We start from the raw sequence: 23,177 nt of genomic DNA on the forward strand, positions 1-23,177 counted from the left end.
GGCCGGTTGCCCTCGCGGCGCACCGCGGCCATTGTCCAGCCGCATGAGGCGCCTCGCGCGACTCGCCCGGATAGCGACATTGCATTCCATGGTATTGTCCCGGCAGGGGGATTCGCGCCTGCCAACAGAGATGCGTGCCTATGAAAATCACCCGCCTGCGCCTTCACGGCTTCAAGTCCTTCGTTGAGGCCACGGATTTCGTCATCGAGCCCGGCCTGACCGGCGTGGTCGGACCCAACGGCTGCGGCAAGTCGAATCTCGTCGAGGCGCTGCGCTGGGCGATGGGCGAGACCTCGTACAAATCGCTGCGCGCCGCCGACATGGATGCGGTGATCTTCGCGGGCTCCGGCAACCGTCCCGCGCGCAACCACGCCGAAGTGACGATGACGATCGACAACGCCGATCGCACCGCGCCGGCGGCGATGAACGACAGCCAGCTTCTCGAAATTTCCCGCCGCATCGAGCGCGAGGCTGGCTCGGTCTATCGCATCAACGGCCGCGACGTGCGCGCCCGCGACGTGCAGATCCTGTTTGCGGATGCCGCCACCGGCGCGCGCTCGCCGGCGCTCGTCCACCAGGGCAAGATCGGCGAGATCATCCAGGCCAAGCCCGAGCAGCGCCGCCGCGTGCTGGAAGACGCCGCCGGCGTCGCCGGCCTGCACGCCCGCCGCCACGAGGCCGAGCTGCGGCTGAAGGCGGCCGAAACCAACCTCACCCGCGTCGAGGACGTGATCGGTCAGCTCGCGGGCCAGATGGAAGGCCTGAAGAAGCAGGCCCGCCAGGCCGTACGCTATCGCGAGGTCGCTTCCAAGGTCCGCAAGGCGGAAGCAACCCTATTCCATCTGCGCTGGATCGGCGCGCATGCCGATGTGAACGAGTCCGGCCACACCCATGATCTCGCCGTCCGCGAGATGGCCGAGCGCACCCAGCACCAGGCTGAAGCCGCGCGCATCCAGGCAATCCGCGCCGCCGAGATGCCGGCGCTGCGCGATGCCGAAGCGCGCGCCGCGGCGGGCCTTCAGCGCCTCACCAATGCACGCGAACTGCTCGACCGCGAGGAGGCGCGCGCCAAGGAACGCGTGGCCGAACTCGAGCGCCGGCTGACCCAGTTCGAGGGCGACATTGCCCGCGCCCAGCAACAGACCATGGATGCCGATGTCGCGCTCGAGCGGCTCGACACCGAAGACGCCGAACTCAAGGAAGAGATCAAGTCGCGCGTCGAGAAGCGCTCAGGCGTCGACGAGCGCGTCGCTGAGGCCGAGGCGGTGCTGACCGAAGCCGAGGGCCAGTTCTCCGAGCTTACCACCGCGCTCGCCGACCTCACTGCCAAGCGCAATCAGTTCGAGGCCAATGTCCGCACCCACCGCGACAAGCTCGCCCGGCTCGACCAGGAGATCGCGAATGTCGCCGCCGAAGAGCAGAAGCTTGCGGATGAGACCGGCGGCTTTGGCGATCTCGACGAGTTGACCGCAATCGTCGAGAACGCGGAGCAGACGTTGGCGGCCTCCGAAGCCGCCGCGCAGGCCAGCGAATCCGCGCACGTCGCCGCGCGCCAGACGCTGGAATCCTCGCGCTCGCCGCTGAACGAGGCCGACAAGCGCGTGCAGCGGCTCGAGACCGAGGCGCGCACGATCGCCAAGATCGTCAACGGCGAGACCAAGAATCTGTGGCCGCCGATCATCGACGGCATCACCGTCGACAAGGGTTTTGAGAAGGCGATCGGCGCAGCACTCGGCGACGATCTCGATGCACCCGTTGATCCGTCCGCGCCGATGCGCTGGACCAATGCCGGCGTCACCGAAGGCGATCCCGCGCTGCCCGCGGGCGTCGTGCCGCTCGCCAACCATGTGCAGGCGCCGGCCGAGCTTTCGCGCCGCCTGGCGCAGATCGGCGTAGTGCCGCGCGAACGCGGCGCCGAACTCGTCTCGCAGCTCAAGACCGGCCAGCGGCTGGTCTCGCCCGAGGGCGACGTCTGGCGCTGGGACGGCTTCGTCGCAGCCGCTCACGCCCCGACCGGCGCGGCGCGGCGTCTTGCCGAGCGCGCCCGCCTCGTCGACCTCGAGAACGAGCTGGAGCAGGCCCGCATCGACGCGCAGATCAAGCGTCAGGCGCTGGAGAATGCCGAAGCCGAGCTGCAGATGGCGGCCAGTACCGAAGGCGCCTCGCGTGAAGCCTGGCGTGCTGCCCAGCGCGAGCTCAATACGGCGCGCGAGCGCCATGCCACCACCGAGCGCGAGATCAACCGTCACTCCGCGCGCAAATCGGCGCTGATCGAAGCGCACAGCCGTCTCGCCGCCGACCGCGCCGAGGCCGAGGCCGCGCATGAATATGCTGCCGCCGCGATCTCCGAACTGCCGTCGAGCGAAGATACCGAGACCCGTCTCGCCGCCGTCCGCAGCGACATCGAAGGCCATCGCCGCATGGCCGCGCAAGTCCGCGCCGAGGCGCAGGCACTGGCGCGCGAGGCCGAGCTGGCCGACCGCCGCGTACAGGCGATCCTCGCCGAGCGCACCGAGTGGCAGAACCGCAAGGGCAGCGCGGCCTCCCACATCGACACCATTCAGGCCCGCATCACCGAAGTCTCGATCGAGCGCAGCGATCTCGAAAACGCACCGGCCGTGTTCGCCGAGAAGCGCAGCGCGCTGATCACCGAGATCGAATATGCCGAGAACGACCGCCGCGTCGCCGCCGACGCGCTTGCGGCCGCGGAAACCGCGATGGCGGAGACAGATCGTGCCGCGAAGCTGACGCTCGAGGCACTGTCGAGCTCACGCGAGGCGACTGCACGCGCCGAGGAGCGCATGGAAGGCGCCCGGCGCCGGCTCGACGACATCGAGCGCGAGATCCGCGACATGCTGGAAGTCGAGCCGCAGGCGGTCGCCGGCCTTGCCGAGATCGAGCCCGGCGCCGAGCTGCCGCCGCTCGGCGAGACCGAGGAAGAGCTGGAAAAGCTGCGCCGCGACCGCGAGCGACTGGGCGCGGTGAACCTGCGCGCCGAGGAAGAGCTGCGCGAGGTCGAGACCCAGCACACCAGCCTGACCACCGAGCGCGACGATCTCGTCGAAGCCATCAAGCGGCTGCGCCAGGGCATCCAGAGCCTCAACAAGGAGGCGCGCGAGCGGCTGCTGACCTCGTTCGAGGTCGTCAACAGCCACTTCAAGCGCCTGTTCGTCGAGCTGTTCGGCGGCGGCGAGGCGGCGCTGCATCTGATCGAGAGCGACGACCCGCTGGAAGCCGGCCTCGAGATCATCGCCAAGCCCCCGGGCAAGAAGCCGCAGACGCTGTCGCTGCTCTCGGGCGGCGAGCAGGCGCTGACCGCGATGGCGCTGATCTTCGCGGTGTTCCTCACCAATCCTTCGCCGATCTGCGTGCTGGACGAAGTCGACGCGCCGCTCGACGACCACAACGTGGAGCGCTACTGCAATTTGCTGCACGAGATGACCAGCTCGACCGACACGCGCTTCATCATCATCACGCACAACCCGATCACGATGGCGCGGATGAACCGGCTGTTCGGCGTCACCATGGCCGAGCGCGGCGTGTCGCAGCTCGTCTCGGTGAACCTGCAAGAGGCGGTGGACATTCTCGATCAGAACGTGGCGTGAGGCCGCGCGCGTTCCGCAACCATTGACGTCATCATCCGCCTTGTGCGCAATTGCGCACTGGGGCGGATGATCCAGGATGCTGCGGCCTCTCGGTTGACGGCACTGTCCCGGAATACTGGATGCCTCGCCTGCGCGGGGCATGACGATGGAAGATGATTTCACCAACGCTTCCCGCTGAGCTAAAGGCAGCCCTCGACGCAAAGCTCCAGGGCTTTTCGCGCACCGACGCGGCGCAGCGGTCGCAGAAAATCTCGAACACCTACCGGAGCGGCGGCGGCTCGGGCACGATCAAGTCGGACGCCGATGCGCTTGCCTATGCGCTCGCGCGGATGCCAGCGACCTACGCGGCGGTGGCCGCCAGCCTGAATGCACTGACCGAGATGGCACCGGACTTCGCCCCGGAAACGTTGCTCGATGTCGGCGCAGGCCCGGGTACCGCGAGCTGGGCCGCTGCGGAAGCTTTTGCCTCCCTGCAATCCTTCACCCTGCTCGACGCCAATGCCACCCTGAGCCGGCTGGCGCTCGAGCTCGCGCAAGACAGCACGCGGCTTGCCGATTGCCGCTACCTGCCCGGCGATGCCGGCGCGAACCTCGCCGGGGCCTCGCAAGCCGACCTCGTCGTTGCGAGCTACGTCATCGGCGAGCTCAGCGAGAGCGGCCAGCGCGCGCTCACCGACGCCATGTGGGCCAAGGCGCGCCACGCGCTGGTCGTGATCGAGCCCGGCACGCCAGCCGGTTACGCGCGCATCCTCGCACTACGTCATCAGCTGATCGCGGCCGGCGCCTATGTCGCGGCCCCCTGCCCGCACGAAAAGCCCTGCCCGCTCGCAGCGCCCGACTGGTGCCATTTCAGCCAGCGGCTGCCGCGCTCCCAGGCGCACCGCCAAATCAAGGGCGCCGACGTGCCGTTCGAGGACGAACGATTCATCTACGTCGCCCTGACCCGCACGCCGCTTACAGCCCGCGCCTCGCGCGTGCTGGCGCCGCCGGATGTCGGCAAGGCCGAGATCACCGCAAAGCTCTGCACCGAGCAAGGCGTTGAACTCGCGAAGGTCCCCCGCCGCGACAAGACCGCCTACGCAAGCGCCCGCCGTTGGCGCTGGGGCGACGCCGTCATGGCCGAAAGTTAACCTCGTTAGCCGCTTTTGCCTTGAACTTGGATGGTTCCCCATTCGACCAAGTCTTACCTTTCTTGCGCGCCGGGCTCTCGCCCGGCCCCGTTTTGGTTTACGCTGCGCGCCTCAATCCCCTTCAGGAGCTCTCCATGTCGACCGGCTGGATCGTTCTCGGCGTTATCGTCGTCCTCGTGCTGTTCGCCTTCAGCGCCTACAACCGGCTGGTGGCATTGGGCCAGCGCGTCGGCCAGGCCTTTGCCGATGTCGACGTGCAGCTGAAGCAGCGTCACGACCTCGTCCCGAACCTGGTCGAGACCGTGAAGGGCTATGCGTCCCATGAACGCGGCACGCTCGACGACGTCATCAAGGCGCGCAATTCGGCGATGTCCGCACAAGGCCCAACGCAGGTGTCCGCCGCCGAGAACCAGCTGTCCGGCGCGCTGGGCCGGCTGATCGCGCTGTCGGAAGCCTATCCGGACCTCAAGGCCAACGCCAATTTCCAGCAGCTTGCCAGCGAGCTCTCCGACCTCGAGAACAAGATCGCGGCGAGCCGCCGCTTCTTCAACAACGCGGTCCAGGAATACAACACCGGCATCCAGCAGATGCCCGCCGCGCTGTTCGCCGGCATGTTCGGCTTCACCAAGAAGGACTTCTTCGATCTTGGCGCCAGCCGCACCGAGGTCGAGGCCGCGCCGCAGGTGAAGTTCTGATTTGAGCCGATAGGCCGGCAGGGCAGCGCGTCATGGCCGCGTATGGTCTCTACACGCACATCGCCTCGAACAAGTTTCGTTCGATGCTGCTGCTCGCCGGCCTGTTCGCGCTGGTCTACGTGCTGGTCTATGCCGGCGCGCTGGTGGCCGAGGTCGTCATCAACGGCAATGAGACCGTCGCCACCTATCTGAACCGCGCCTTCGCCGACCTGCTCAAAGCCGCGCCCATCGCCACTGTTGCGGCAATCGCCTGGATCGTGATCGCCTACTTCTTCCACCAGTCGATGATCGATGCGGTGACCGGCGGCCACGACGTGACCCGGCAGGAGGAGCCGCGGCTTTATAATCTGCTCGAAAATCTCTGCATCTCGCGCGGCATCACCATGCCGAAGCTGAAGATCATGGATTCTCCGGCGTTGAACGCATTCGCGACCGGCCTCAACCCGCGGCAATATGCGGTCACCGTCACCACGGGCCTCCTGAAGGCATTGAACGACCAGGAGATCGAGGCGGTGCTGGGCCACGAGCTCACCCACATCAAGAACGGCGACGTGCAGCTGATGGTGGTCGCCGTCATCATCGCCGGCGTGGTCGGCTTCTTTGGCGAATTGTTCTTCCGCATGTTTACGAATTTGAGCTGGAGCTCCGGCGGCTCGTGGTCCTCCAGCTCCTCCTCGTCGTCGCGATCGTCCTCGTCATCGAGCGACAGCAAGAGCTCCGGCGGCGGCGCCATCGTGGTCATCATCATCGCGGTCGTGCTGATCGTGGTGGCCTGGCTGGTGTCGCAAGTGGTCAAGCTCGCGCTGTCACGTTCGCGCGAATATCTCGCTGATGCCGGTTCGGTCGAGCTGACGAAGAATCCCGACGCCATGATCTCGGCGCTGCGCAAGATCGAGAACCGTGGCGAACTGCCGGGCGCGACCTCGGCGGTGATGGAGCTTTGCCTCGACAATCCGCGCGAAGGTTTTGCCGATTTGTTCGCGACCCACCCGTCGGTGCAGTCCCGGGTCGATGCGCTGGTCAAGTTTGCCGGCGGCCATGATCCCGGTCCGCTGCCGCCGCCCACCGGCGAGACGGAACAGCCCGAGACGGAAGAGCCCGAAGCGCAGACCGATCAGCAGGACGCCCCGCCACCGCTGCCACAGGGTCCATGGAGCGATGCAGGCAGCCGGGCCAGTCCGCCGCCCGTGCCCACCCCAAGCCGCTCCGGAACCGCAGCCGGCAATCCGCTGGGCAATCCCATGGGTCCTTGGGGCCGCCACTAAGCGTGCAATTTGCCGCGTCTTGCGGCCGGTTTCACAACGATCGGGAAAAACCTCGGGAATTGCCGCAACGGCGTGCCGAGGAATTGAATTCTCCCTTGTTTCTGCCATGTTCGCGCCCAACAGCAGACTCGGGACATCGATTTGGGGCCCGGCCGATTGCGACCTCGCGATCGGGGGCGCGCGTTAGGGGACAGCAATGGCAAAGCCGGCAGTGGTTGTGGTGGGCGCGGACAAGGGCGGGGTCGGCAAGACTACGGTCTCGCGCACCCTGCTTGATTATTTTTCCGCCAACAACGTGCCGACCCGCGCGTTCGACACGGAATCCCCGCGCGGAACGTTGAAGCGCTTCCACCCCGAGATCACCGAGATCGTCGACATGACGACGACCTCCGATCAGATGAAGATCTTCGATACGCTCAACGCGACGAGCCCGTCGGTCACCGTGATCGACGTCCGCGCCGGTCTGCTCTCGCCGGCGCTCGCCTCCTTGCGCGACATCGGCTTCCTTGACGCCGCCAAGGCCGGCCAGATCACCTTTGCCGTGTTCCACATCCTGGGACCCTCGATCGCCTCGCTCGACGAAATCGCCGAGACCGCGGGCTTCATGGGCGGCGCAAAATATTTCCTGGTGAAGAACTTCATCAACGACACCCAGTTCTTCCAGTGGGACCAGGCGACCTACAATTCCTACTTCCACCGCATCAAGGACGCGACCGAGCTGACCATCCCCAAGCTCAACGAAATGGCCTATGAGCAGGTCGAGGTTTCCTCCGTTCCGTTCCTGAAATTCGTCGCCAACAAGGGCATCAACGACGAGGCCGCCAATTACTCGTTCGTGCTGCGCGGTTATGTCCGGCACTGGCTCGCGAACGTCTGGAGCGAGTTCGACCGGATCCGGCTGACCGACATCGTCGGCTCGAAGCCCGGCGCCCGCAGCAGCGAAAAATAGTTGCGCAAGCCGGGCGGATACGGCTGGATTGGGCGGTGAGTTGGCCTGATATAGCTATCGATGCCCGCGACGCCCCTCTACATCATCTGTTCGCCCCGCCCGCAGGTCGGCAAGACGTTGCTGGCGCGGGTGTTGAGCGAATTTTTGCTGCTCAAGAACGGCAATGTCACGGCCTTCGACGTCAATCTGAAGGAACCGTCGCTGCTCGACTATCTGCCGAGAATCACGGAAACCGCCGACGTGATCGACACCTACGGCAAGATGCAGCTGATGGACCGCGTCATCGTCGATGACGGGCTCGCCAAGGTGATCGACCTCGGCTTCCACGCCTTCGACGAGTTCTTCAAGATGACCGACGAGATCGGCCTGCTGAAGGAGGCGGCGCGGCGGCATGTCGCGCCGATGATCCTGTTCGTTGCCGACACCGACCGCGTCTCTGCCCGCGCCCATGAGATGCTGCGCGGGCAGACCCCGCGGATGAACCTGATCACGGTGGACAATGAATTCATCATCCGCGGCGAGCTGCCGCCCGCGATGGCCGGCGGCCGGCTGCTCCGCCTGCCGGCGCTGCCCGGCTTCCTGAAAACCTATATCGACCGGCTGAACTTCTCCTTCACCGGCTATCTGCGCCAGGAGAAGGACGCCTCGACCGAGCTGCACCAGTGGACCCGGCGGAATTACCTCGCGTTCCGCGAGCTCGAGCTGAGCCTGATCCTGCAACGGTCGTAGAGCTCGCCGGGGCGACGGTGACTCAACAAATATACCCGGACAATATTATCGACCCGTGATCTTTCAATGTCCCTCGAACGTCATCAGCGTGCGCACCGGCACGTCCATGGCGCGTAGCTTGGCGGCGCCGCCGAGCTCGGGCAGGTCGATGATGAAGCAGGCGGCGACGACATTGGCGCCGATCTGCCGCAGCAGCTTCACTGCGCCTTCCGCGGTGCCGCCGGTGGCGATGAGATCATCGACCAGGATGACGCGCTCGCCGGGCGAGATGGCGTCAACATGCATCTCCATCTCGTCGATGCCGTATTCGAGGGAGTAAGCGATGCGCACGGTGGTGTGCGGCAGCTTGCCCTTCTTGCGGATCGGTACGAACCCGGCCGAGAGCTGATGCGCCACCGCGCCGCCGATGATGAAGCCGCGCGCTTCCATGCCGGCGACCTTGTCGATCTTGTTGCCGGCCCAGGGATTGACGAGCTCGTCGACCGCGCGGCGGAACGCGCGCGCATCGGCAAGCAGCGTGGTGATGTCGCGGAACATGATCCCCGGCTTGGGATAGTCGGGGATGGTGCGGACGCTCGCCTTGAGATCGTGGTCAAATGTCATTCGTGCCTCTCAATTGACCGGCGCATCCAGCCGGAACGCATTCTCGACAATACGCAGTCCCACCTCGTTGCCGAGCGACATCAGCGATTCCGGATGGAATTGCACGCCGGCGACCGGCAGGGTCTTGTGCTCGAGCGCCATGGCGACGCCGTCCTCGGTGCTGGCAGTGACGTTCAACACATCCGGCATGCTGTCGCGCTCGACATAGAGCGAATGATAGCGGCCGATCACGATTTCGTTCGGCAAATTGCGCATCAGCCGTCCGCCGCGCACCTGGACCCGCGAGGGCCGGCCGTGGGCGGGATGGGTGAGCTGCCCGAGTTCGCCGCCAAAATATTCGCCGATCGCCTGCACGCCGAGGCAGACGCCGAACACCGGCAGCTTGTTCTCCAGCGCCGCATCGATGGTTGTCTTGATCCCGAAATCCTCCGGGCGACCCGGGCCGGGCGACAGCACCAGCAAATCCCACCTTTTCTGCTTGAGCATGTCGAGCGCATGCACATAGCGGACCACGGTGACGCTGGCGCCGACCTGGCGGAAATAATCGGCGAGCATGTGGACGAAACTATCGTCGTGGTCGATCAACAGTACCCGCTTGCCCGAACCGGTGGCATCGGGCGCAAAGGCTGATAGCGGCTTCGGCGGATCGCCGCGCAGCGCCTGGAACAGGGCTGCCGCCTTGACCTGGCATTCGCGGTCTTCGGCAGCGGGGTCTGAATCGAAAAGACAGGTGGCGCCGACGCGAACCTCGGCGAGACCATCTTTCATGCGGATGGTGCGGATGGTGAGGCCGGTGTTGATGCTGCCGTCGAAATTCACCGCGCCAATCGCGCCGGCGTACCAGCGCCGCGGCGACCGCTCGTGATCCTCGACGAACTGCATCGCCCAGAGCTTTGGTGCGCCGGTGACGGTGACGGCCCAGGCATGGGTGAGGAAGGCATCGAGCGCGTCGAAGCCGGGGCGCAGCATGCCCTCGACATGATCGACGGTGTGGAACAGCTTTGAGTAGGTCTCGATCTGCCGTCGCGCCAGCACCTTGATCGTGCCGGGGACGCAGACGCGCGCCTTGTCGTTGCGGTCGACGTCGGTGCACATGTTGAGCTCGAACTCGTCCTTCTCCGAGTTCAGGAGCTGGCGGATCTGCTCGGCATCGCCAATCGCATCGGTGCCGCGCGCGATGGTGCCGGAGATCGGGCAGGTCTCGACGCGGCGTCCGTCGGAGCGCACGAACATTTCCGGCGAGGCGGAGACGAGAAACTCTCCGTCGCCGAGATTCATCAGCGCGCCGTAAGGCGACGGGTTGATCACGCAGAGCCGCTGGAACACTTCGGCCGGCGAACGGTCGCAAGGCTCGGCGAAAAGCTGGCCCGGCACGGCCTCGAAGAGATCGCCACGCGCAAACGCCGCACGCGCGGTCTCGACGGTGGCCTGATATTCGCCGGGCGCGTGATCAGCAAAGCCCTGGCGCAGCGTCTTCTGATATGGGCTCTCGGCCGTCTCGCGCGGCCGGCCTTCCGTGGATTTGCCCTTCCATGCGAAGTCGTAGCTCAGCACCACACCGCGTCCGGTGGCGCGGTCATAGGCGAGCAGGCGATCGGGGACGTAAAGCACGATGTCGCGCTGGTCCTGCTCGCGCGGACGCTTCTGGACGAGATCCTCGATCTGGAACACGAGGTCGTAGGCGAAGGCACCGAACAGGCCAAGCAGCCCGTCCTCATTGGCGGAGAAGGCGGCAACGATATCGCGCACCAGCGACATCACGCTGGCGCGCCGCGTGCGCTGGTCTTCCTCGATCGGGGCATCGCCGCGAATGATGTGGCCGGACAGACACGTGGCGGTCTTCTCGGAGATCACGAGGCAGGGTTCGCGCAGCACGTCAGCGATGAAGGCGATCAGCACCTGCCCGCGTTCGTTGAGCGCTTCCAGCTTGAAATTGACGCCCGTGGTCTCAAGCTTGAGCGGTGGATCGGAGAAGCCGAGGTCAAAGCTTTCGTAGCGGCCGGGCACAGTCGTGCCCGACGACAGCACGACGCCGTGGCGGCGGTCGAGCAGGCTGACGAGATCGTCGAGCCGGTTGGCGCCGCCGGTAAACTGCTCCGCCACGCGCGTGATCGCGAGACCGCCACGGGTCACGTAATCGCTTCTGGCCGGGAGAGCAAACACTGTCCTGTTCATGGGGTCCTCTTACGAAACTTGCCGAGGGAACGCCACACAGGACAAACGATCAGGCCGCCGCGCTGTGCTGGCGACCTTCGACGATTTTGAGAAAAGAAATCGCACCGGCCACCTCTCAGGAGGTGTGCCACCAAAGACGGGATGGGCGGACGGCGGTGCTCATGGGCGGATACTCACCATGGCGCGCGGACGGCGTCAAGGCGGTTGGGCCCCGCTGGATCATCAAAATGGCGCGGGATCGTGCCGCGGATCATGATTGGCCCCGCATGCTGTCACGACCAGCGGCCGCCTCCGCAGCATGGCGCTCAATTTCGGCTCGCGTCACCGTGAGCGCGGCTCTTCCGTCTAAGCCGACGACGTCAGCACGGTCGCCGAAGGTTGCGACCACGATGCGTGCCTCTCGCGTGACCGCATACCATGTCGCCGATCCATCGCCGACTCTGATTGCCGTGATCGTCCCAGCTGGATCCAGGTCCGACCTTCGCAGCAGCAAATCGATGGCTTCGGCCGCCAGATTCTGCTCAGCAATTCTTGTGAAGGTCCTGATCGTATCAGCCCCTACGACCGATAGCCGCACACCCACATGCGGCAGGAAATTTCCCAAATTCTGTGGTGTCATCCGTGCCTGCCCTGGCATTGGGCGGGGCTCGCGCAATTCGTAAAGCCGTCCCCCCGTTTCTTCAAAGACGCAAATCCGCGTTCCCTTGTCGGTGAGAACGACGAAGGCCAGACATTCCTCTCCCTCTACGTCCATATGGCTACCCGAACGGACCGCAAGCTTGATTTCCGGGTCCGGCGCCACCGCTCCGCACGCCGCAGCGACCGTGATTTGCAACGGGTCAGTCATCTGGAAGCTGATCTGGCGAACGCTTCGCCAAATCCGACGCTGCGACAGATGCGGGTGAAGTTGCGCAAGCCGCTCGATTTCGGACGAGTACTGCTCTGTCGCTACGGCGCGCAACTCGGACCAGCTCGCAATCCATCGGGCAGCGAGTGGCGTCATCGGCTGAAGTCGCTCTGCCCCATAGAAACGCTCGTCAAGCGCTTTGAGCGTCGCTGCGCGTTCGGTGAATCCGTTTTGCAGTGCAGCTTCGTCGGGGTGAGCCTCGACCCAAGCCATCGCTTCCAGCAATATCTGGTATTGTGCGTCGGCCCCCATGGCCTTCAGTCCGGCAAGTGCATCGCCAGATGTCGTCGGAAGCATTTTGATGCCGGTGTTACCGATGAACTGACTATGACCGCCGTTGCAGACCTGAGAGAGATAGTAATCGGCGTGATAGGCCTGCATGGCCGCAGCAGGCAGCTCAGGCCCCGTGTAGATGCCGACACGTTGAATGTCGTTGACGTAAGCGACCACAGCGCAGGTCAGAGACTCAGCGTTTCGCGGCTCGCGAGCGGCCTCGAGCGCATCGCGAGGCACGACAACCGTTGCTAACCGGCCACCTTCGATCATCGCGCCCCCCGCGCTCACCATAGCGAAACGTCACGCAATTACGACTTATGATTGCAGAATACAATTGCAATCATGACGCAGCAAGAGGCATCGGCCGGCCCGCGCGCTCTGGCAGGCCACAATCACCCCAGATGCTTCCGGAAAAACTCCGTTGCCCTTCCCCAGGCGAGCTCGGCGGCTTCGCGGTCGTGCACGGCCTGGCGCTGCTCGTTGACGAAGGCGTGCTCGGCGTCATAGCGGAACAGCTCAAGCGACTTGCCGGCGGCCTTCATGGCCTTCTCGAAGCCGTTGACCAGCTCCGGCGTGCACCAATCGTCCTTGTTGGCGAAATGGGCCTGGAGCGGAATCTTGACGTCGGCGGGCTTGGCCGCCTGCTCCGGCGGGATGCCGTAGAACACGACGCCGGCCGCGAGCTCCGGGATCTTGGTGGCGCCGATGATGGTCACGGCGCCGCCGAGGCAGAAGCCGGTCAGGCCAACCTTGGCGCCGTTGCGCGACAGATATTGCGTGGCGCCGCGCACGGTCTGCGTGGTGGCGTCCATGAAATCGAGCGAGTTCATCTCTTTGCCGGCCGCGTCCGTGTCGTGATACGGCACGACCTTGCCCTTGTAGAGATCGGGCGCCAGCGCATCGAAGCCGGCGATCGCAAAGCGGTCGCAAAGGCCCTTGATCTGGTCCGACAGCCCCCACCATTCCTGGATCACCACCACGCCGGGCGCATTGCCGCGCGCGGCATTGGCGAGATAGCCTGATGCGTCCTTGCCGTCCGGGCGCTTGAAGGTGATCGCGGTTCCCATGGTGTCCTCCGACGAGTTTCTGGGGAATGGTTGGGGTATTTTGGCCGCTGGGAGCGCGATAGGCAATCGCGCCAAACAACACACGCTCGTGTCCAACAAAAAAGCCCCCTTTCGGGGGCTTCTTCATTCTCGTCCCGCGTGCGCCGCTCAGTGCGAGTCGGCCCAGACCTTCTTCTTGGTGAAGTACATCAGGAACGCGAAGATGATCAGGAAGATGAACACCTGGAAGCCGAGGCGCTTGCGCGCTTCCATGTGCGGCTCGGCGGTCCACATCAGGAAGGTGGTGACGTCCTTGGCGTATTGCGCGACGGTCGCCGGCGAGCCGTCGTCGAAGGTCACCTGGCCGTCGCTGAGCGGCTTCGGCATCTTGATGGCGTGGCCCGGGAAGTACTTGTTGTAGTAGGAGCCCTCCGGGATGGTCACACCTTCCGGCACCTTCTCCTCAAAGCCCTGGAGCACGGCCGCGACATAGTCCGGGCCCTGCTCCTGGTACTGGCTGAAGAAGTCGACGAGGAACAACGGGAAACCGCGGCCGTAGGAACGCGCCTTGGTGATCAGCGACAGATCGGGGGGCGCCGCGCCGCCGTTCGCCGCACGCGCCGCCTGCTCATTCGGGAATGGCGAGGGGAAGTAGTCGGCCGCCCGGCCGGCGCGCTCGAACATCTCGCCCTGGTCGTTCGGACCGTCCTTGATCTTGTAGTCGGAGGCAAACGCCGCCACCTGCGCCACCGAATAGCCCGGGCCGCCGGCATCTCCGAGATTGCGGAAGGCGATATAGGAAAGGCCGTGACAGTTGGAGCAGACCTCCTTGTAGACCTTCAGACCGCGCTGAAGCGCACCGCGGTCATATTTGCCGAAAGGGCCGGCGAAGGACCAGTTGTTGCCGGGCGGCTTGGTGCCGCCTTCCTCGGCGCGGGCATCCTGCAGGGTGCCGACAAACAGCGCGCCGGCCGCCGCGAGAGCGACCGCGATGGAGGCCGCGGCCTTGCCGCCCTTGGCCAGAATCGCCTCCGAGATCGAGTTCGGCACCGGCCGCGGCGTCTCGATGCGCGAGAGCAGCGGCAGCACGATGAGGAAGTAGGCGAAGTAGCAGACTGTCAGGACCCGGCCGGCGATCACGTAGATGCCTTCCGGCGGCTGCGCACCGAGATAGCCGAGCAGGATGCAGACCGCGACGAAGATCCAGAAGAACTGCTTGGCCAGCGGCCGGTACTTCGACGATCTCGTCTTCGCGTTGTCGAGCCAGGGCAGGAAGCACAGGATGATGATCGCCGAGAACATCCCGATCACGCCCGCGAGCTTGTTCGGGATCGAGCGCAGGATCGCGTAGAACGGCAGGTAATACCATTCCGGCACGATGTGCGGCGGCGTCACGCCCGGGTTCGCCGGAATGTAGTTGTCGGCGTCGCCGAGATAGTTCGGCATGTAGAAGATGAACCAGGCGTAGAGGAGAAGGAAGCAGGCGACGCCGAACCCGTCCTTGATGGTCGCGTGCGGCGTGAACGGAACCGTATCCTTTTCCGTCTTCGGCTCGACGCCGTCAGGATTGTTCTGGCCGGCAACGTGCAGCGCCCAGACGTGGAGCACGACGACGCCCGCGATCAGGAACGGCAGCAGATAGTGCAGCGAGAAGAAGCGGTTCAGCGTCGGGTTGCCGACCGAATAGCCGCCCCACAGCAGCGTCACGATGCTCTCGCCGACATAGGGAATGGCGGAGAACAGATTGGTGATGACGGTGGCGCCCCAGAAGCTCATCTGGCCCCACGGCAGCACGTAGCCCATGAAACCGGTCGCCATCATCAGGAGGTAGATGATGACGCCGAGGATCCACAGCACCTCGCGCGGCTCCTTGTAGGAGCCGTAGTAGAGGCCGCGGAACATATGGACGTAGACGGCGACAAAGAACATCGAGGCGCCGACCGCGTGCATGTTGCGCAGCAGCCAGCCGTAATTGACGTCACGGACGATCAGCTCGACCGACTTGAAGGCGAGATCGGCGTGCGGCGTGTAGTGCATCGCCAGGATCACGCCGGTCAGGATCTGCATCCCGAGCATGAAGGAGAGGATGGCGCCGAAGGTCCACCAGTAGTTCAGGTTGCGCGGGGTGGGATAGGCGACGAACGAAGAATGGACGAGACCCATGATCGGCAGACGTCGCTCGATCCATTGCAGGGCCGGATTGCTCGGCTGGTAGTCGGATGGTCCGCTCATGATGCGATCCTGAGGAAATAATACGACGTGACGGTTCGAGGCTTCGGACGCAGGCCCGAAGCTCAGCCGATCTGGATTTTGGTGTCGGAAACGAACTGGTACGGCGGAACCGGCAGGTTCGCGGGCGCGGGCCCCTGGCGGATGCGGCCGGACGAATCGTACTGCGAACCATGGCAGGGGCAGAAGAACCCGTCGTAATTGCCTTCATGAGCGATCGGGATGCAGCCGAGATGGGTGCAGATGCCGATCACGACCAGCCACTGGTCATGGCCGGACTTGACTCGGGCCTCGTCGGTCTGCGGATCGGGCAGGCTCGCTACGTTGACGGCGCGCGCCTCGTCGATCTGTTTCTTGGTACGGTGGCTGATGTAGATCGGCTTGCCGCGCCAGAACACCTTGATGTCCTGCCCCTCGGCGACCGGGGTGAGATCGACCTCGATCGGCGCACCGGCGGCGATGGTCGAGGCGTCCGGATTCATTTGGGAGATGAAGGGCCAAAGTGCGGCCGCGCCCCCTACTGCTGCGGCAGCCCCCGTTGCAACGAATAAGAAATCACGGCGTGTCGGATGGTCCGCCGAAGACGCTGTCGTCACGATTCCAACCCTTTCTTCTTATGCTGCCGACGGAACCGCTCCAGGGGGCGCCCAAAAGGTCCCCAGAACAGGCTGCCGGCGCCCGCGGCCCCCCGCGGCGGCAGAACTTCGCGTGTCCCCACCAAAACAAGGCGAAAACAGCAGTCCAGAATCGTTCTATTGGCACCCTTGCCGGGCGAGCGCAAGCCCGCTAACGGCGTGGAAGCGTGCAATGCACGAATTCCCGCGCCAGCGATGTTTTATTGAGACATTTCCGGCCCGCAACCAACCCGCCAACGCCCATGCAGATAGCGCTTTTCCAACCCGACATTCCGCAGAACACCGGCACGATTCTCAGGCTCTGCGCCTGCCTTGACATCGCCGCCCACATCATCGAACCGGCCGGATTCCCCGTCTCGGACCGGATGTTCCGCCGGGCGGGAATGGACTACCTCGACCATGTCAGCATCACCCGTCACGACTCCTGGTCGAAATTCGAGGACTGGCGCGCGGCGCAAGGCTACCGGCTGCTGCTGTTCACCACCAAAAGCGCCACCGACTACCGCGATTTCCGTTACCAGACGTCGGACATCCTGCTATTCGGGCGCGAGAGCGCCGGTGTCACCGACGCGGTGGTCGAGGCCGCGGATGCGCGGCTGGTGATCCCGATCACCCCGGGGCTGCGGTCGCTCAATGTGGCCATGACCGCGGCAATGGCCGCAGGCGAAGCGCTGCGGCAGGTCCGGAACCCGCAAGTTTGATATGTTGAGGAGAGAGAGTTGAGTTACGCGGTCAAGGAAATCTTCCTGACCTTGCAAGGCGAAGGCGCCCATGCCGGGCGCGCGTCCGTGTTCTGCCGTTTTGCCGGCTGCAACCTCTGGAGCGGCCGCGAGGCCGACCGGACGGATGCCGTCTGCAAATTCTGCGACACGGATTTCGTCGGCACCGACGGCACGCTCGGCGGGCGCTATGCCTCCGCCGCGGAACTCGCCGGCACCATCGCCGCACAATGGCGTGCTACGGCCGACAACCGCTACGTGGTGCTGACCGGCGGCGAGCCGCTGCTCCAGGTCGACACCGCCCTGATCGACGCGCTCCACGCAAGCGGCTTCGAGATCGGCGTCGAGACCAACGGCACGGTCGTGCCGCCCAAGGGGCTCGACTGGATCTGCGTCAGCCCCAAGGGCGGCAGCGAACTCGTGCTGCGCCATGGCCACGAGCTGAAACTGGTCTATCCGCAGGCGCAGGCCGCACCGGAGACTTTCGAGGGACTCGCCTTCGAGCGCTTCTCGCTCCAGCCGATGGACGGGCCCGAGATCGCCCAAAACACCGCGCGCGCGATCGACTACTGCCTGCGCCATCCGCAATGGCGGCTCAGCGTACAGACGCATAAATCGCTCGGCATCAGATAGGATTGGTTGACGGACAGATGTGGGAATTGACGAAATCGTTCCGCTTCGAGGCGGCGCATTCGCTGTCGGGAACGACGTTTGGTGCAGCGAGCGAAGAGATCCACGGCCACTCCTTCCGCGCCGAGGTGACTGTGCGCGGCACGCCCGATCCCAGAACCGGCATGGTGGTGGACCTTGGCCTGGTGCAACGCGCGATCGAGGACGTGCGCGTGATGCTCGACCACAAGTTCCTCAACAAGGTCGAAGCGCTGGGCACGCCGACGCTGGAAAACCTCTCGCGCTTCGTCTGGGAGCGGCTGGCGCATATCGGCAAGCTCACCCGCGTCAGCATTCACCGCGACAGTTGCAACGAGAGCTGCACCTATTACGGTCCGCAGGGTTGACGGAATGGCATCCACAATGGACCTGAACTTGATCGACGATCGCAAGGCCCGCGCCCGCGGCTGGTTCGAATCTTTGCGCGACGACATCTGCGCGAGCTTCGAGCGGCTGGAGGACGACGCGCCGCAAAGCCTCTATCCCGGCGAGGCCGGCCGCTTCGCGCGCACGCCCTGGCAGCGCACCGATCACAGCGGCGCGCCCGGCGGTGGCGGCGTCATGTCGATGATGTACGGCCGCCTGTTCGAAAAGGTCGGTGTGCACTGCTCGACCGTGCATGGCGAGTTCGCGCCCGAGTTTCGTGCGCAGATCCCGGGTGCGGCGGATGATCCGCAGTTCTGGGCCTCCGGCATCTCGCTGATCGCGCATCTGCGCAACCCGCACGTGCCCGCCGTGCACATGAACACGCGTTTTGTCGTCACCACCAAGGCCTGGTTCGGCGGTGGCGCCGACCTCACACCGGTGCTGGATCGCCGCCGCACGCAGGACGATGCCGACACCATCGCTTTCCACGCCGCGATGAAGCAGGCCTGCACCGGGCCGAACGGCGTTGCCGACTACGCCAAATACAGGAAGTGGTGCGACGAGTATTTCTATTTGCCGCATCGGAACGAGGCGCGTGGCACCGGCGGCATCTTCTACGACTGGCATGACAGCGGCGATTGGGACGCTGACCTCGCCTTCACCCAGGATGTCGGCCGTACTTTCCTGAACATCTATCCGGACATCGTGCGGCGCAATTTCGCGACCGCCTGGACTGCGGAGGATCGCGAGGAGCAATTGATCCGCCGCGGCCGCTATGTCGAGTTCAACCTGCTCTACGACCGCGGAACGATTTTCGGACTCAAGACTGGCGGCAATGTGGACTCGATCCTGTCGTCGCTGCCGCCGGAGGTGAAGTGGCCATGATGACGATGAAGCCCGCTATCAAGCCGCTGCCCCGCGCCATGCTGATCGACATGGACGACACTATCCTGTCGGCCTATGGCCGGCCCGAGATCGCCTGGAACACGGTCGCGAACGAGTTCGCCGAAGAGCTTGCGCCGCTGCCGCCGGAGCAGGTCGCATCCGCGGTGCTGGCGTTCGCGCGAAACTTCTGGGCCAATGCGGACGCCGCGTGGCGGATGAAGCTGGCCGAAGCGCGGCAGCTGACCGTCAAGGGCGGCTTTGCCGCGCTCGCTGCGGCCGGCCACCGCGCCCTGCCCGACGATCTCGCCATTCGCCTGGCCGATCGCTTCACCACCTATCGCGAGGAGGAGATGTTCGTCTTCCCCGGCGCGCATGAGGCGATCGACAAACTGAATGCGCTCGGCATCAAGCTCGCGCTGGTGACCAACGGCGCCGCCGACACGCAGCGCGCCAAGGTCGAGCGCTTCGAGCTGGAGCACCGCTTCCATCACATCCAGATCGAGGGCGAGCACGGTTTCGGCAAGCCCGAGGAGCGCGCTTATCTGCACGCGATGGACGCACTCGGCGTCACCGCTGATGACACGTGGATGATCGGCGACAATCTGGAATGGGAAGTCGTGACGCCGCAGCGCCTTGGTATCTATGCGATCTGGATCGACGTGCATGGCGATGGCCTGCCCGAAGGTTCGACCGTCAAGCCCGACCGCATCATCCGCTCGCTGACCGAGCTCGTGCCGGACCGGGCGTAACCAGGGCGCGAAACAAAAATATCGAAAACAACCCCATGCACAGTAGCCGGCTGCTGCAATTTCAATGGCTTGCCGCAAACGCAAGTGCATTGCTGATTTTACGAAATCCTTTGACTCGTCGGGCAAAACAGGCGCATGATGCCATCATCGCCGCGCCTGGGATGGAATAGTCCTTGGGCGACTATCGAGCGATCCCCCACTCGAACCTCTGCCATCGACGTTTCGCGCAGTCTACGCAAGCCAGCGCAAATTCACGGGTCACGCAGCCCGTGATCGGCGTGTCATGACGGCTTGCTAGCCTTCCCTCGTCGATCAACCCGAAAGGACCATCCATGGAACTGAAAACCGGCGACGTCGTGATGCTGAAATCCGGTGGCCAGCCGCTGACTGTCGCGGAGGTGAAGGGCGACGACATTCTCTGCCTCTGGATGGGCTCGGAGGGCGATCTGTTCCGCGAGACGCTGCCGCTGGCCACGCTCGACCGCCTGGAAGTGGAAGACGAGGACGACGAGGATGAGGACGACGAGGACGAGGACGAGGACGAGGAGTAGGCACGCCTAAGACCGCATCCTGGTTACGTCGGAACGTTTCGCTCCGGTGCTCCCGATGTCCGCTTCTCTGCCAACAACGGCGCAATAGCGGACATCGCTGGATGTCGCACATTTTCGAGTTTTAGGGCAAGAACCGGAGTTCGACACTCGAACACAACGCCTAGACATTGCAGCGATCGCCAGTCGATCCATGATTCCTGCAAATGAAGGGTGTTTTTCGATGAGCAAGCAAGATGAGAACAAGGCCGTCGTCGGTCGTTGGTTCACCGAATTCTGGGGCAAGACCGTCAATCTTGGCGTCATCGACGAGATCGCCGCCCCCGACATGCTGCTCAAATATTCGCTGCATGAGCCCCGGCGCGGCCGCGAAGACATCAAGGCGTTCATGACCGATTTCCGCGCCGCGTTCCCCGATCTCAACTTCTGGGGCACCGCGGATCTGATCGCTGAGGGCGACTATGTCGTCGGTCAATGGGAAGGCGGCGGCACCCACACCGGCCCGGCGTTCAGAGATTTCCTGATCGGCGGACTTCCGGCTGCGACGGGCCGCAAGATGCGCTTCACGGGCACCACGGTGCTCAAGGTCATCGACGGCAAGATTGTCGAGGAGATCGGTCTCGATGACGGCGTCACCGCACTGACCCAACTCGGGTTGCTCAAGGCTGCGGCCTGATCGGAACGCTTCCGTACCATCGGCACATCCGATGTCGTTGAACGAGGCTCGCAATTCGTGCGGGCCTCGTCTGCTTTTACGCGCCGGGCGCATATCATCTGCTTTGCGCGGTCCGCGCCCCCGATCCGTCGCCGGCGCCATCGATTGAACGCACGGAACAGAGTGCGTCCTCGGAAATCGGGTGGCACCGTCTGCGCTATCGTGGAGACTAGAACCTATGACCGCAGCGCCCGCTCAGTTCCGCAAGCAGATGCCCCTGCCGGTCGCGGATGATCCGCGATGGGCCCGCGTCCTGGCGCGCGACAAGGCCGCAGATGGCCACTTCTGGTATTCGGTGTCGACGACGGGAGTCTACTGCCGGCCGTCCTGTCCCTCGCGCGCGGCAAACCCGAAGAACGTCCAACTTCACGACAGCCTGTCGAGTGCCAAGGCGACTGGATTTCGGCCCTGCAGGCGTTGCAATCCGGACGGGCCCTCGGTCGAAGCCGGGAATATCACGCTGGTCGCCAAGGTTTGCCGCATCATTGAGACGAGCGAGGAGGAGCCGTCGCTGGAGGAGCTGGCCGGAGCAGTCGGCTTGAGCCCCAGCTATTTTCATCGCGTCTTCAAGGCCGCCACCGGGCTGACGCCGAAGAGCTATGCCGCCGAATTCCGTGCCAGGAGGGTTCGTGAAGGTCTGGTTTCCGGCAATTCCGTAACCGAGACGATTTACGACGCCGGCTTCAATTCGAGCGGGCGGTTCTACGAAAAATCGATGGGGATGCTCGGCATGACGCCAACCCAGTATCGCGCCGGAGGGGCGAACGAGGAGATCAGGTTTGCGGTCGGTCAAAGTTCTCTCGGCCCAATCCTGGTCGCATCGAGCAGGAAAGGCGTGGTTGCGATTCTTCTTGGGGATGACGCAGAGGAGCTGGTTCACGATCTTCAGGATCGCTTCCCCAAGGCGGGTCTGATCGGCGCTGACCAGGACTATGAGGCGATGGTCGCGCGAGTGGTCGGCTTCGTGGAAGCGCCGGAGATCGGTCTCGATCTGCCGCTCGACATTCGCGGCACCGCGTTCCAGCAGCGGGTCTGGCAGGCGCTTCAGGAGATACCCGTCGGTGCGACGGTCTGCTATGCCGAGCTCGCGCAGCGGATCGGTGATCCCAAAGCGGTGCGCGCGGTCGCCGGCGCTTGTGCGGCCAACAAGCTCGCGGTCGCCATTCCGTGCCACCGCGTGATCCGCAACGACGGATCGACCTCCGGATATGCCTGGGGAGTGGAACGCAAGCGCGCCCTGTTGGACAGGGAAGCCTCGCGAGCCACCTGAGCCGCGCGGCACGGCCGGACGCCATAGCGTAAGATTACGGTAAGATTACGGTGACAGTGCACTTAACTAGACGTGGGTTGAGCCGGGTTGAGTGCACTGTCACCGTAACTCCGCATGGGTGTCGAGCGGCCGAGCAAGGGCAGCAGCCGAACCAGCTAGACCAATAATGAATTTCCGCCGTCGCATATGCCCCCCTTGTAAGGACCACGACCTGGCATTCGGAGACTAGCACTTTGTGGCCTTGTACGGAGGCCTATTGAGGACCGCCCGATGCAAGGCGTTTCGGGCCGCTTAGGGTCAAAGGCGACATTAGCAGTGTGGCCCGGTCACCCGATCCGTCGTACAATGTCTCGTTGGTTGGGTTGAGAGCCATGGTGCAGGAGCGGCCGGTCCGAGTCGAGCGCAGGTTGGCCGCGATATTGGCGGCCGACGTGGCTGGTTACTCGCGGCTCATGCACAGCGACGAAGAGGCTACGCACACCAAACTGAAAGTGCTCCTCGCGGGCAGTGTCGAACACGCGATTGCGGAACACGGCGGCCGCATCGTCAAGAACACCGGCGACGGATTCTTGGCGGAATTTCCCAGCGCTGTCGAAGCAGTTCGGGCTGCTATGCAGTTCCAGACTCGCATTCGTGAACTGACCATCGCCGACGTGGAGGACAGGCGTATTGCTTTCCGCGTGGGCATCAATATTGGCGACGTAATTGTCGAACCCCACGATATCTTTGGGGATGGCGTGAACATTGCCGCTCGTCTTGAGAGCATTACAGAACCGGGCGGTATCTGCATCTCGTCCGCCGTCTATGATCATGTCCGCGGCAAGGTCGCTGTTGAATTTGCTGACCTGGGTGAGCAGAACCTCAAAAATATCGCCCGCCCGGTCCGGGCCTACGCTGTCGTCCGGGATGGGCCTAGCTGTGGAGCCTCAAGAGGTTGTCCTCGGTTAGACCGAGTCTGCTGATAGGCGTTTGAGATTTTATACCACCGTGGGGCCGGTGCCAGTTGTATTGG

Annotated in this window: 20 protein-coding genes and 2 pseudogenes; 15 read left to right on the forward strand and 7 right to left on the reverse strand. The window is 64.3% G+C overall.

Translation table 11 applies throughout. The features are described 5' to 3' along the window. Positions 1-140: 140 nt before the first annotated feature. The 6 genes from smc (at position 141) to ABIB73_RS26850 (ending at position 8,373) form a co-directional block, all read left to right on the forward strand. Positions 141-3,605: a chromosome segregation protein SMC gene (gene smc, locus ABIB73_RS26825; RefSeq protein ID WP_354228819.1), complete on the forward strand. Its 3,465-nt coding sequence runs from the start codon at positions 141-143 to the stop codon at positions 3,603-3,605. 152 nt (positions 3,606-3,757) lie between these two features. After that, on the forward strand, positions 3,758-4,735 hold the full coding sequence (locus ABIB73_RS26830) for a small ribosomal subunit Rsm22 family protein (RefSeq protein WP_354228821.1): 978 nt from the start codon (positions 3,758-3,760) through the stop codon (positions 4,733-4,735). 134 nt (positions 4,736-4,869) lie between these two features. Further along, positions 4,870-5,430, forward strand: a complete 561-nt coding sequence (locus ABIB73_RS26835) for a LemA family protein (RefSeq protein ID WP_354228823.1) — start codon at positions 4,870-4,872, stop codon at positions 5,428-5,430. Positions 5,431-5,462: 32 nt separating this feature from the next. Further along, complete coding sequence (locus ABIB73_RS26840; protein ID WP_354228825.1) at positions 5,463-6,695, forward strand: M48 family metallopeptidase; 1,233 nt, start codon at positions 5,463-5,465, stop codon at positions 6,693-6,695. A gap of 196 nt (positions 6,696-6,891) precedes the next feature. Further along, a complete protein-coding gene (locus ABIB73_RS26845) occupies positions 6,892-7,644 on the forward strand; it encodes a P-loop NTPase family protein (RefSeq protein ID WP_354228826.1) in 753 nt (250 codons plus the stop codon). A 60-nt stretch (positions 7,645-7,704) separates the two neighbouring features. Continuing rightward, the gene (locus ABIB73_RS26850; RefSeq protein ID WP_354228828.1) at positions 7,705-8,373 is read left to right on the forward strand and encodes a hypothetical protein; all 669 of its coding nucleotides are present in this window, start codon (positions 7,705-7,707) and stop codon (positions 8,371-8,373) included. Between the two features lie 63 nt (positions 8,374-8,436). Here ABIB73_RS26850 and ABIB73_RS26855 read toward each other — a convergent pair whose 3' ends face one another. The 6 genes from ABIB73_RS26855 to petA all read right to left on the reverse strand — a co-directional run bounded on the left by ABIB73_RS26855 (position 8,437) and on the right by petA (position 16,205). Then, on the reverse strand, positions 8,437-8,976 hold the full coding sequence (locus ABIB73_RS26855; RefSeq protein WP_027529190.1) for an adenine phosphoribosyltransferase: 540 nt from the start codon (positions 8,974-8,976) through the stop codon (positions 8,437-8,439). Positions 8,977-8,985: 9 nt separating this feature from the next. Continuing rightward, a complete protein-coding gene (locus tag ABIB73_RS26860; protein WP_354228830.1) occupies positions 8,986-11,151 on the reverse strand; it encodes an anthranilate synthase component I in 2,166 nt (721 codons plus the stop codon). Between the two features lie 250 nt (positions 11,152-11,401). Next, positions 11,402-12,604, reverse strand: coding sequence for a DMP19 family protein (locus tag ABIB73_RS26865; RefSeq protein WP_354228832.1), 1,203 nt, complete (start codon positions 12,602-12,604; stop codon positions 11,402-11,404). Positions 12,605-12,726: 122 nt separating this feature from the next. Further along, positions 12,727-13,401, reverse strand: a complete 675-nt coding sequence (locus tag ABIB73_RS26870; protein ID WP_354228834.1) for a dienelactone hydrolase family protein — start codon at positions 13,399-13,401, stop codon at positions 12,727-12,729. 147 nt (positions 13,402-13,548) lie between these two features. Continuing rightward, positions 13,549-15,612, reverse strand: a complete 2,064-nt coding sequence (gene fbcH, locus ABIB73_RS26875) for a cytochrome b/c1 (protein WP_354228836.1) — start codon at positions 15,610-15,612, stop codon at positions 13,549-13,551. A 62-nt stretch (positions 15,613-15,674) separates the two neighbouring features. Next, entirely contained in the window at positions 15,675-16,205 is a 531-nt protein-coding gene (gene petA / locus ABIB73_RS26880; RefSeq protein ID WP_354228837.1) for a ubiquinol-cytochrome c reductase iron-sulfur subunit, read from the reverse strand. Between the two features lie 281 nt (positions 16,206-16,486). Between petA and ABIB73_RS26885 the strand changes: the two genes are divergently transcribed. The 9 genes and pseudogenes from ABIB73_RS26885 to ABIB73_RS26925 all read left to right on the forward strand — a co-directional run. Further along, a complete protein-coding gene (locus ABIB73_RS26885; RefSeq protein WP_354228839.1) occupies positions 16,487-16,945 on the forward strand; it encodes a tRNA (cytidine(34)-2'-O)-methyltransferase in 459 nt (152 codons plus the stop codon). A gap of 18 nt (positions 16,946-16,963) precedes the next feature. After that, complete coding sequence (gene queE, locus ABIB73_RS26890) at positions 16,964-17,596, forward strand: 7-carboxy-7-deazaguanine synthase (RefSeq protein ID WP_354228841.1); 633 nt, start codon at positions 16,964-16,966, stop codon at positions 17,594-17,596. Between the two features lie 17 nt (positions 17,597-17,613). Next, a complete protein-coding gene (locus ABIB73_RS26895; RefSeq protein WP_354228843.1) occupies positions 17,614-17,979 on the forward strand; it encodes a 6-pyruvoyl trahydropterin synthase family protein in 366 nt (121 codons plus the stop codon). Between the two features lie 16 nt (positions 17,980-17,995). Further along, complete coding sequence (hemF, locus tag ABIB73_RS26900; protein ID WP_354228859.1) at positions 17,996-18,883, forward strand: oxygen-dependent coproporphyrinogen oxidase; 888 nt, start codon at positions 17,996-17,998, stop codon at positions 18,881-18,883. Then, positions 18,880-19,632, forward strand: coding sequence for an HAD family hydrolase (locus tag ABIB73_RS26905; protein WP_354228845.1), 753 nt, complete (start codon positions 18,880-18,882; stop codon positions 19,630-19,632). The genes hemF and ABIB73_RS26905 overlap by 4 nt, the downstream gene beginning before the upstream one ends. A gap of 332 nt (positions 19,633-19,964) precedes the next feature. Next, the gene (locus ABIB73_RS26910; RefSeq protein ID WP_354228847.1) at positions 19,965-20,183 is read left to right on the forward strand and encodes a YodC family protein; all 219 of its coding nucleotides are present in this window, start codon (positions 19,965-19,967) and stop codon (positions 20,181-20,183) included. 220 nt (positions 20,184-20,403) lie between these two features. Further along, complete coding sequence (locus tag ABIB73_RS26915; protein WP_354228849.1) at positions 20,404-20,856, forward strand: ester cyclase; 453 nt, start codon at positions 20,404-20,406, stop codon at positions 20,854-20,856. Positions 20,857-21,073: 217 nt separating this feature from the next. Beyond that, positions 21,074-22,165, forward strand: coding sequence for a bifunctional DNA-binding transcriptional regulator/O6-methylguanine-DNA methyltransferase Ada (gene ada, locus ABIB73_RS26920; RefSeq protein ID WP_354228851.1), 1,092 nt, complete (start codon positions 21,074-21,076; stop codon positions 22,163-22,165). Positions 22,166-22,536: 371 nt separating this feature from the next. Continuing rightward, positions 22,537-23,076 (forward strand): annotated as a pseudogene (locus ABIB73_RS26925) (adenylate/guanylate cyclase domain-containing protein); the annotation flags it as partial. A gap of 1 nt (position 23,077) precedes the next feature. Here the strand turns inward: ABIB73_RS26925 and ABIB73_RS26930 are convergent. Then, a pseudogene (locus ABIB73_RS26930) lies at positions 23,078-23,177 on the reverse strand (IS481 family transposase); the annotation flags it as partial.

Source organism: Bradyrhizobium sp. F1.4.3 (genome assembly GCF_040548375.1).
Taxonomy (GTDB): Bacteria; Pseudomonadota; Alphaproteobacteria; order Rhizobiales; family Xanthobacteraceae; genus Bradyrhizobium.

Coding starts and splice junctions, on each gene's coding strand:
- smc (WP_354228819.1), top strand. CDS start 141: ATGAAAATCACCCGCCTGCGCCTTCACGGCTTCAAGTCCTTCGTTGAG.
- ABIB73_RS26865 (WP_354228832.1), bottom strand. CDS start 12,604: ATGATCGAAGGTGGCCGGTTAGCAACGGTTGTCGTGCCTCGCGATGCG.
- ABIB73_RS26855 (WP_027529190.1), bottom strand. CDS start 8,976: ATGACATTTGACCACGATCTCAAGGCGAGCGTCCGCACCATCCCCGAC.
- ABIB73_RS26860 (WP_354228830.1), bottom strand. CDS start 11,151: ATGAACAGGACAGTGTTTGCTCTCCCGGCCAGAAGCGATTACGTGACC.
- ABIB73_RS26870 (WP_354228834.1), bottom strand. CDS start 13,401: ATGGGAACCGCGATCACCTTCAAGCGCCCGGACGGCAAGGACGCATCA.
- ABIB73_RS26830 (WP_354228821.1), top strand. CDS start 3,758: ATGATTTCACCAACGCTTCCCGCTGAGCTAAAGGCAGCCCTCGACGCA.
- ABIB73_RS26835 (WP_354228823.1), top strand. CDS start 4,870: ATGTCGACCGGCTGGATCGTTCTCGGCGTTATCGTCGTCCTCGTGCTG.
- ABIB73_RS26850 (WP_354228828.1), top strand. CDS start 7,705: ATGCCCGCGACGCCCCTCTACATCATCTGTTCGCCCCGCCCGCAGGTC.
- ABIB73_RS26845 (WP_354228826.1), top strand. CDS start 6,892: ATGGCAAAGCCGGCAGTGGTTGTGGTGGGCGCGGACAAGGGCGGGGTC.
- ABIB73_RS26905 (WP_354228845.1), top strand. CDS start 18,880: ATGATGACGATGAAGCCCGCTATCAAGCCGCTGCCCCGCGCCATGCTG.
- ABIB73_RS26895 (WP_354228843.1), top strand. CDS start 17,614: ATGTGGGAATTGACGAAATCGTTCCGCTTCGAGGCGGCGCATTCGCTG.
- ABIB73_RS26885 (WP_354228839.1), top strand. CDS start 16,487: ATGCAGATAGCGCTTTTCCAACCCGACATTCCGCAGAACACCGGCACG.
- ada (WP_354228851.1), top strand. CDS start 21,074: ATGACCGCAGCGCCCGCTCAGTTCCGCAAGCAGATGCCCCTGCCGGTC.
- fbcH (WP_354228836.1), bottom strand. CDS start 15,612: ATGAGCGGACCATCCGACTACCAGCCGAGCAATCCGGCCCTGCAATGG.
- ABIB73_RS26915 (WP_354228849.1), top strand. CDS start 20,404: ATGAGCAAGCAAGATGAGAACAAGGCCGTCGTCGGTCGTTGGTTCACC.
- ABIB73_RS26840 (WP_354228825.1), top strand. CDS start 5,463: ATGGCCGCGTATGGTCTCTACACGCACATCGCCTCGAACAAGTTTCGT.
- hemF (WP_354228859.1), top strand. CDS start 17,996: ATGGACCTGAACTTGATCGACGATCGCAAGGCCCGCGCCCGCGGCTGG.
- ABIB73_RS26910 (WP_354228847.1), top strand. CDS start 19,965: ATGGAACTGAAAACCGGCGACGTCGTGATGCTGAAATCCGGTGGCCAG.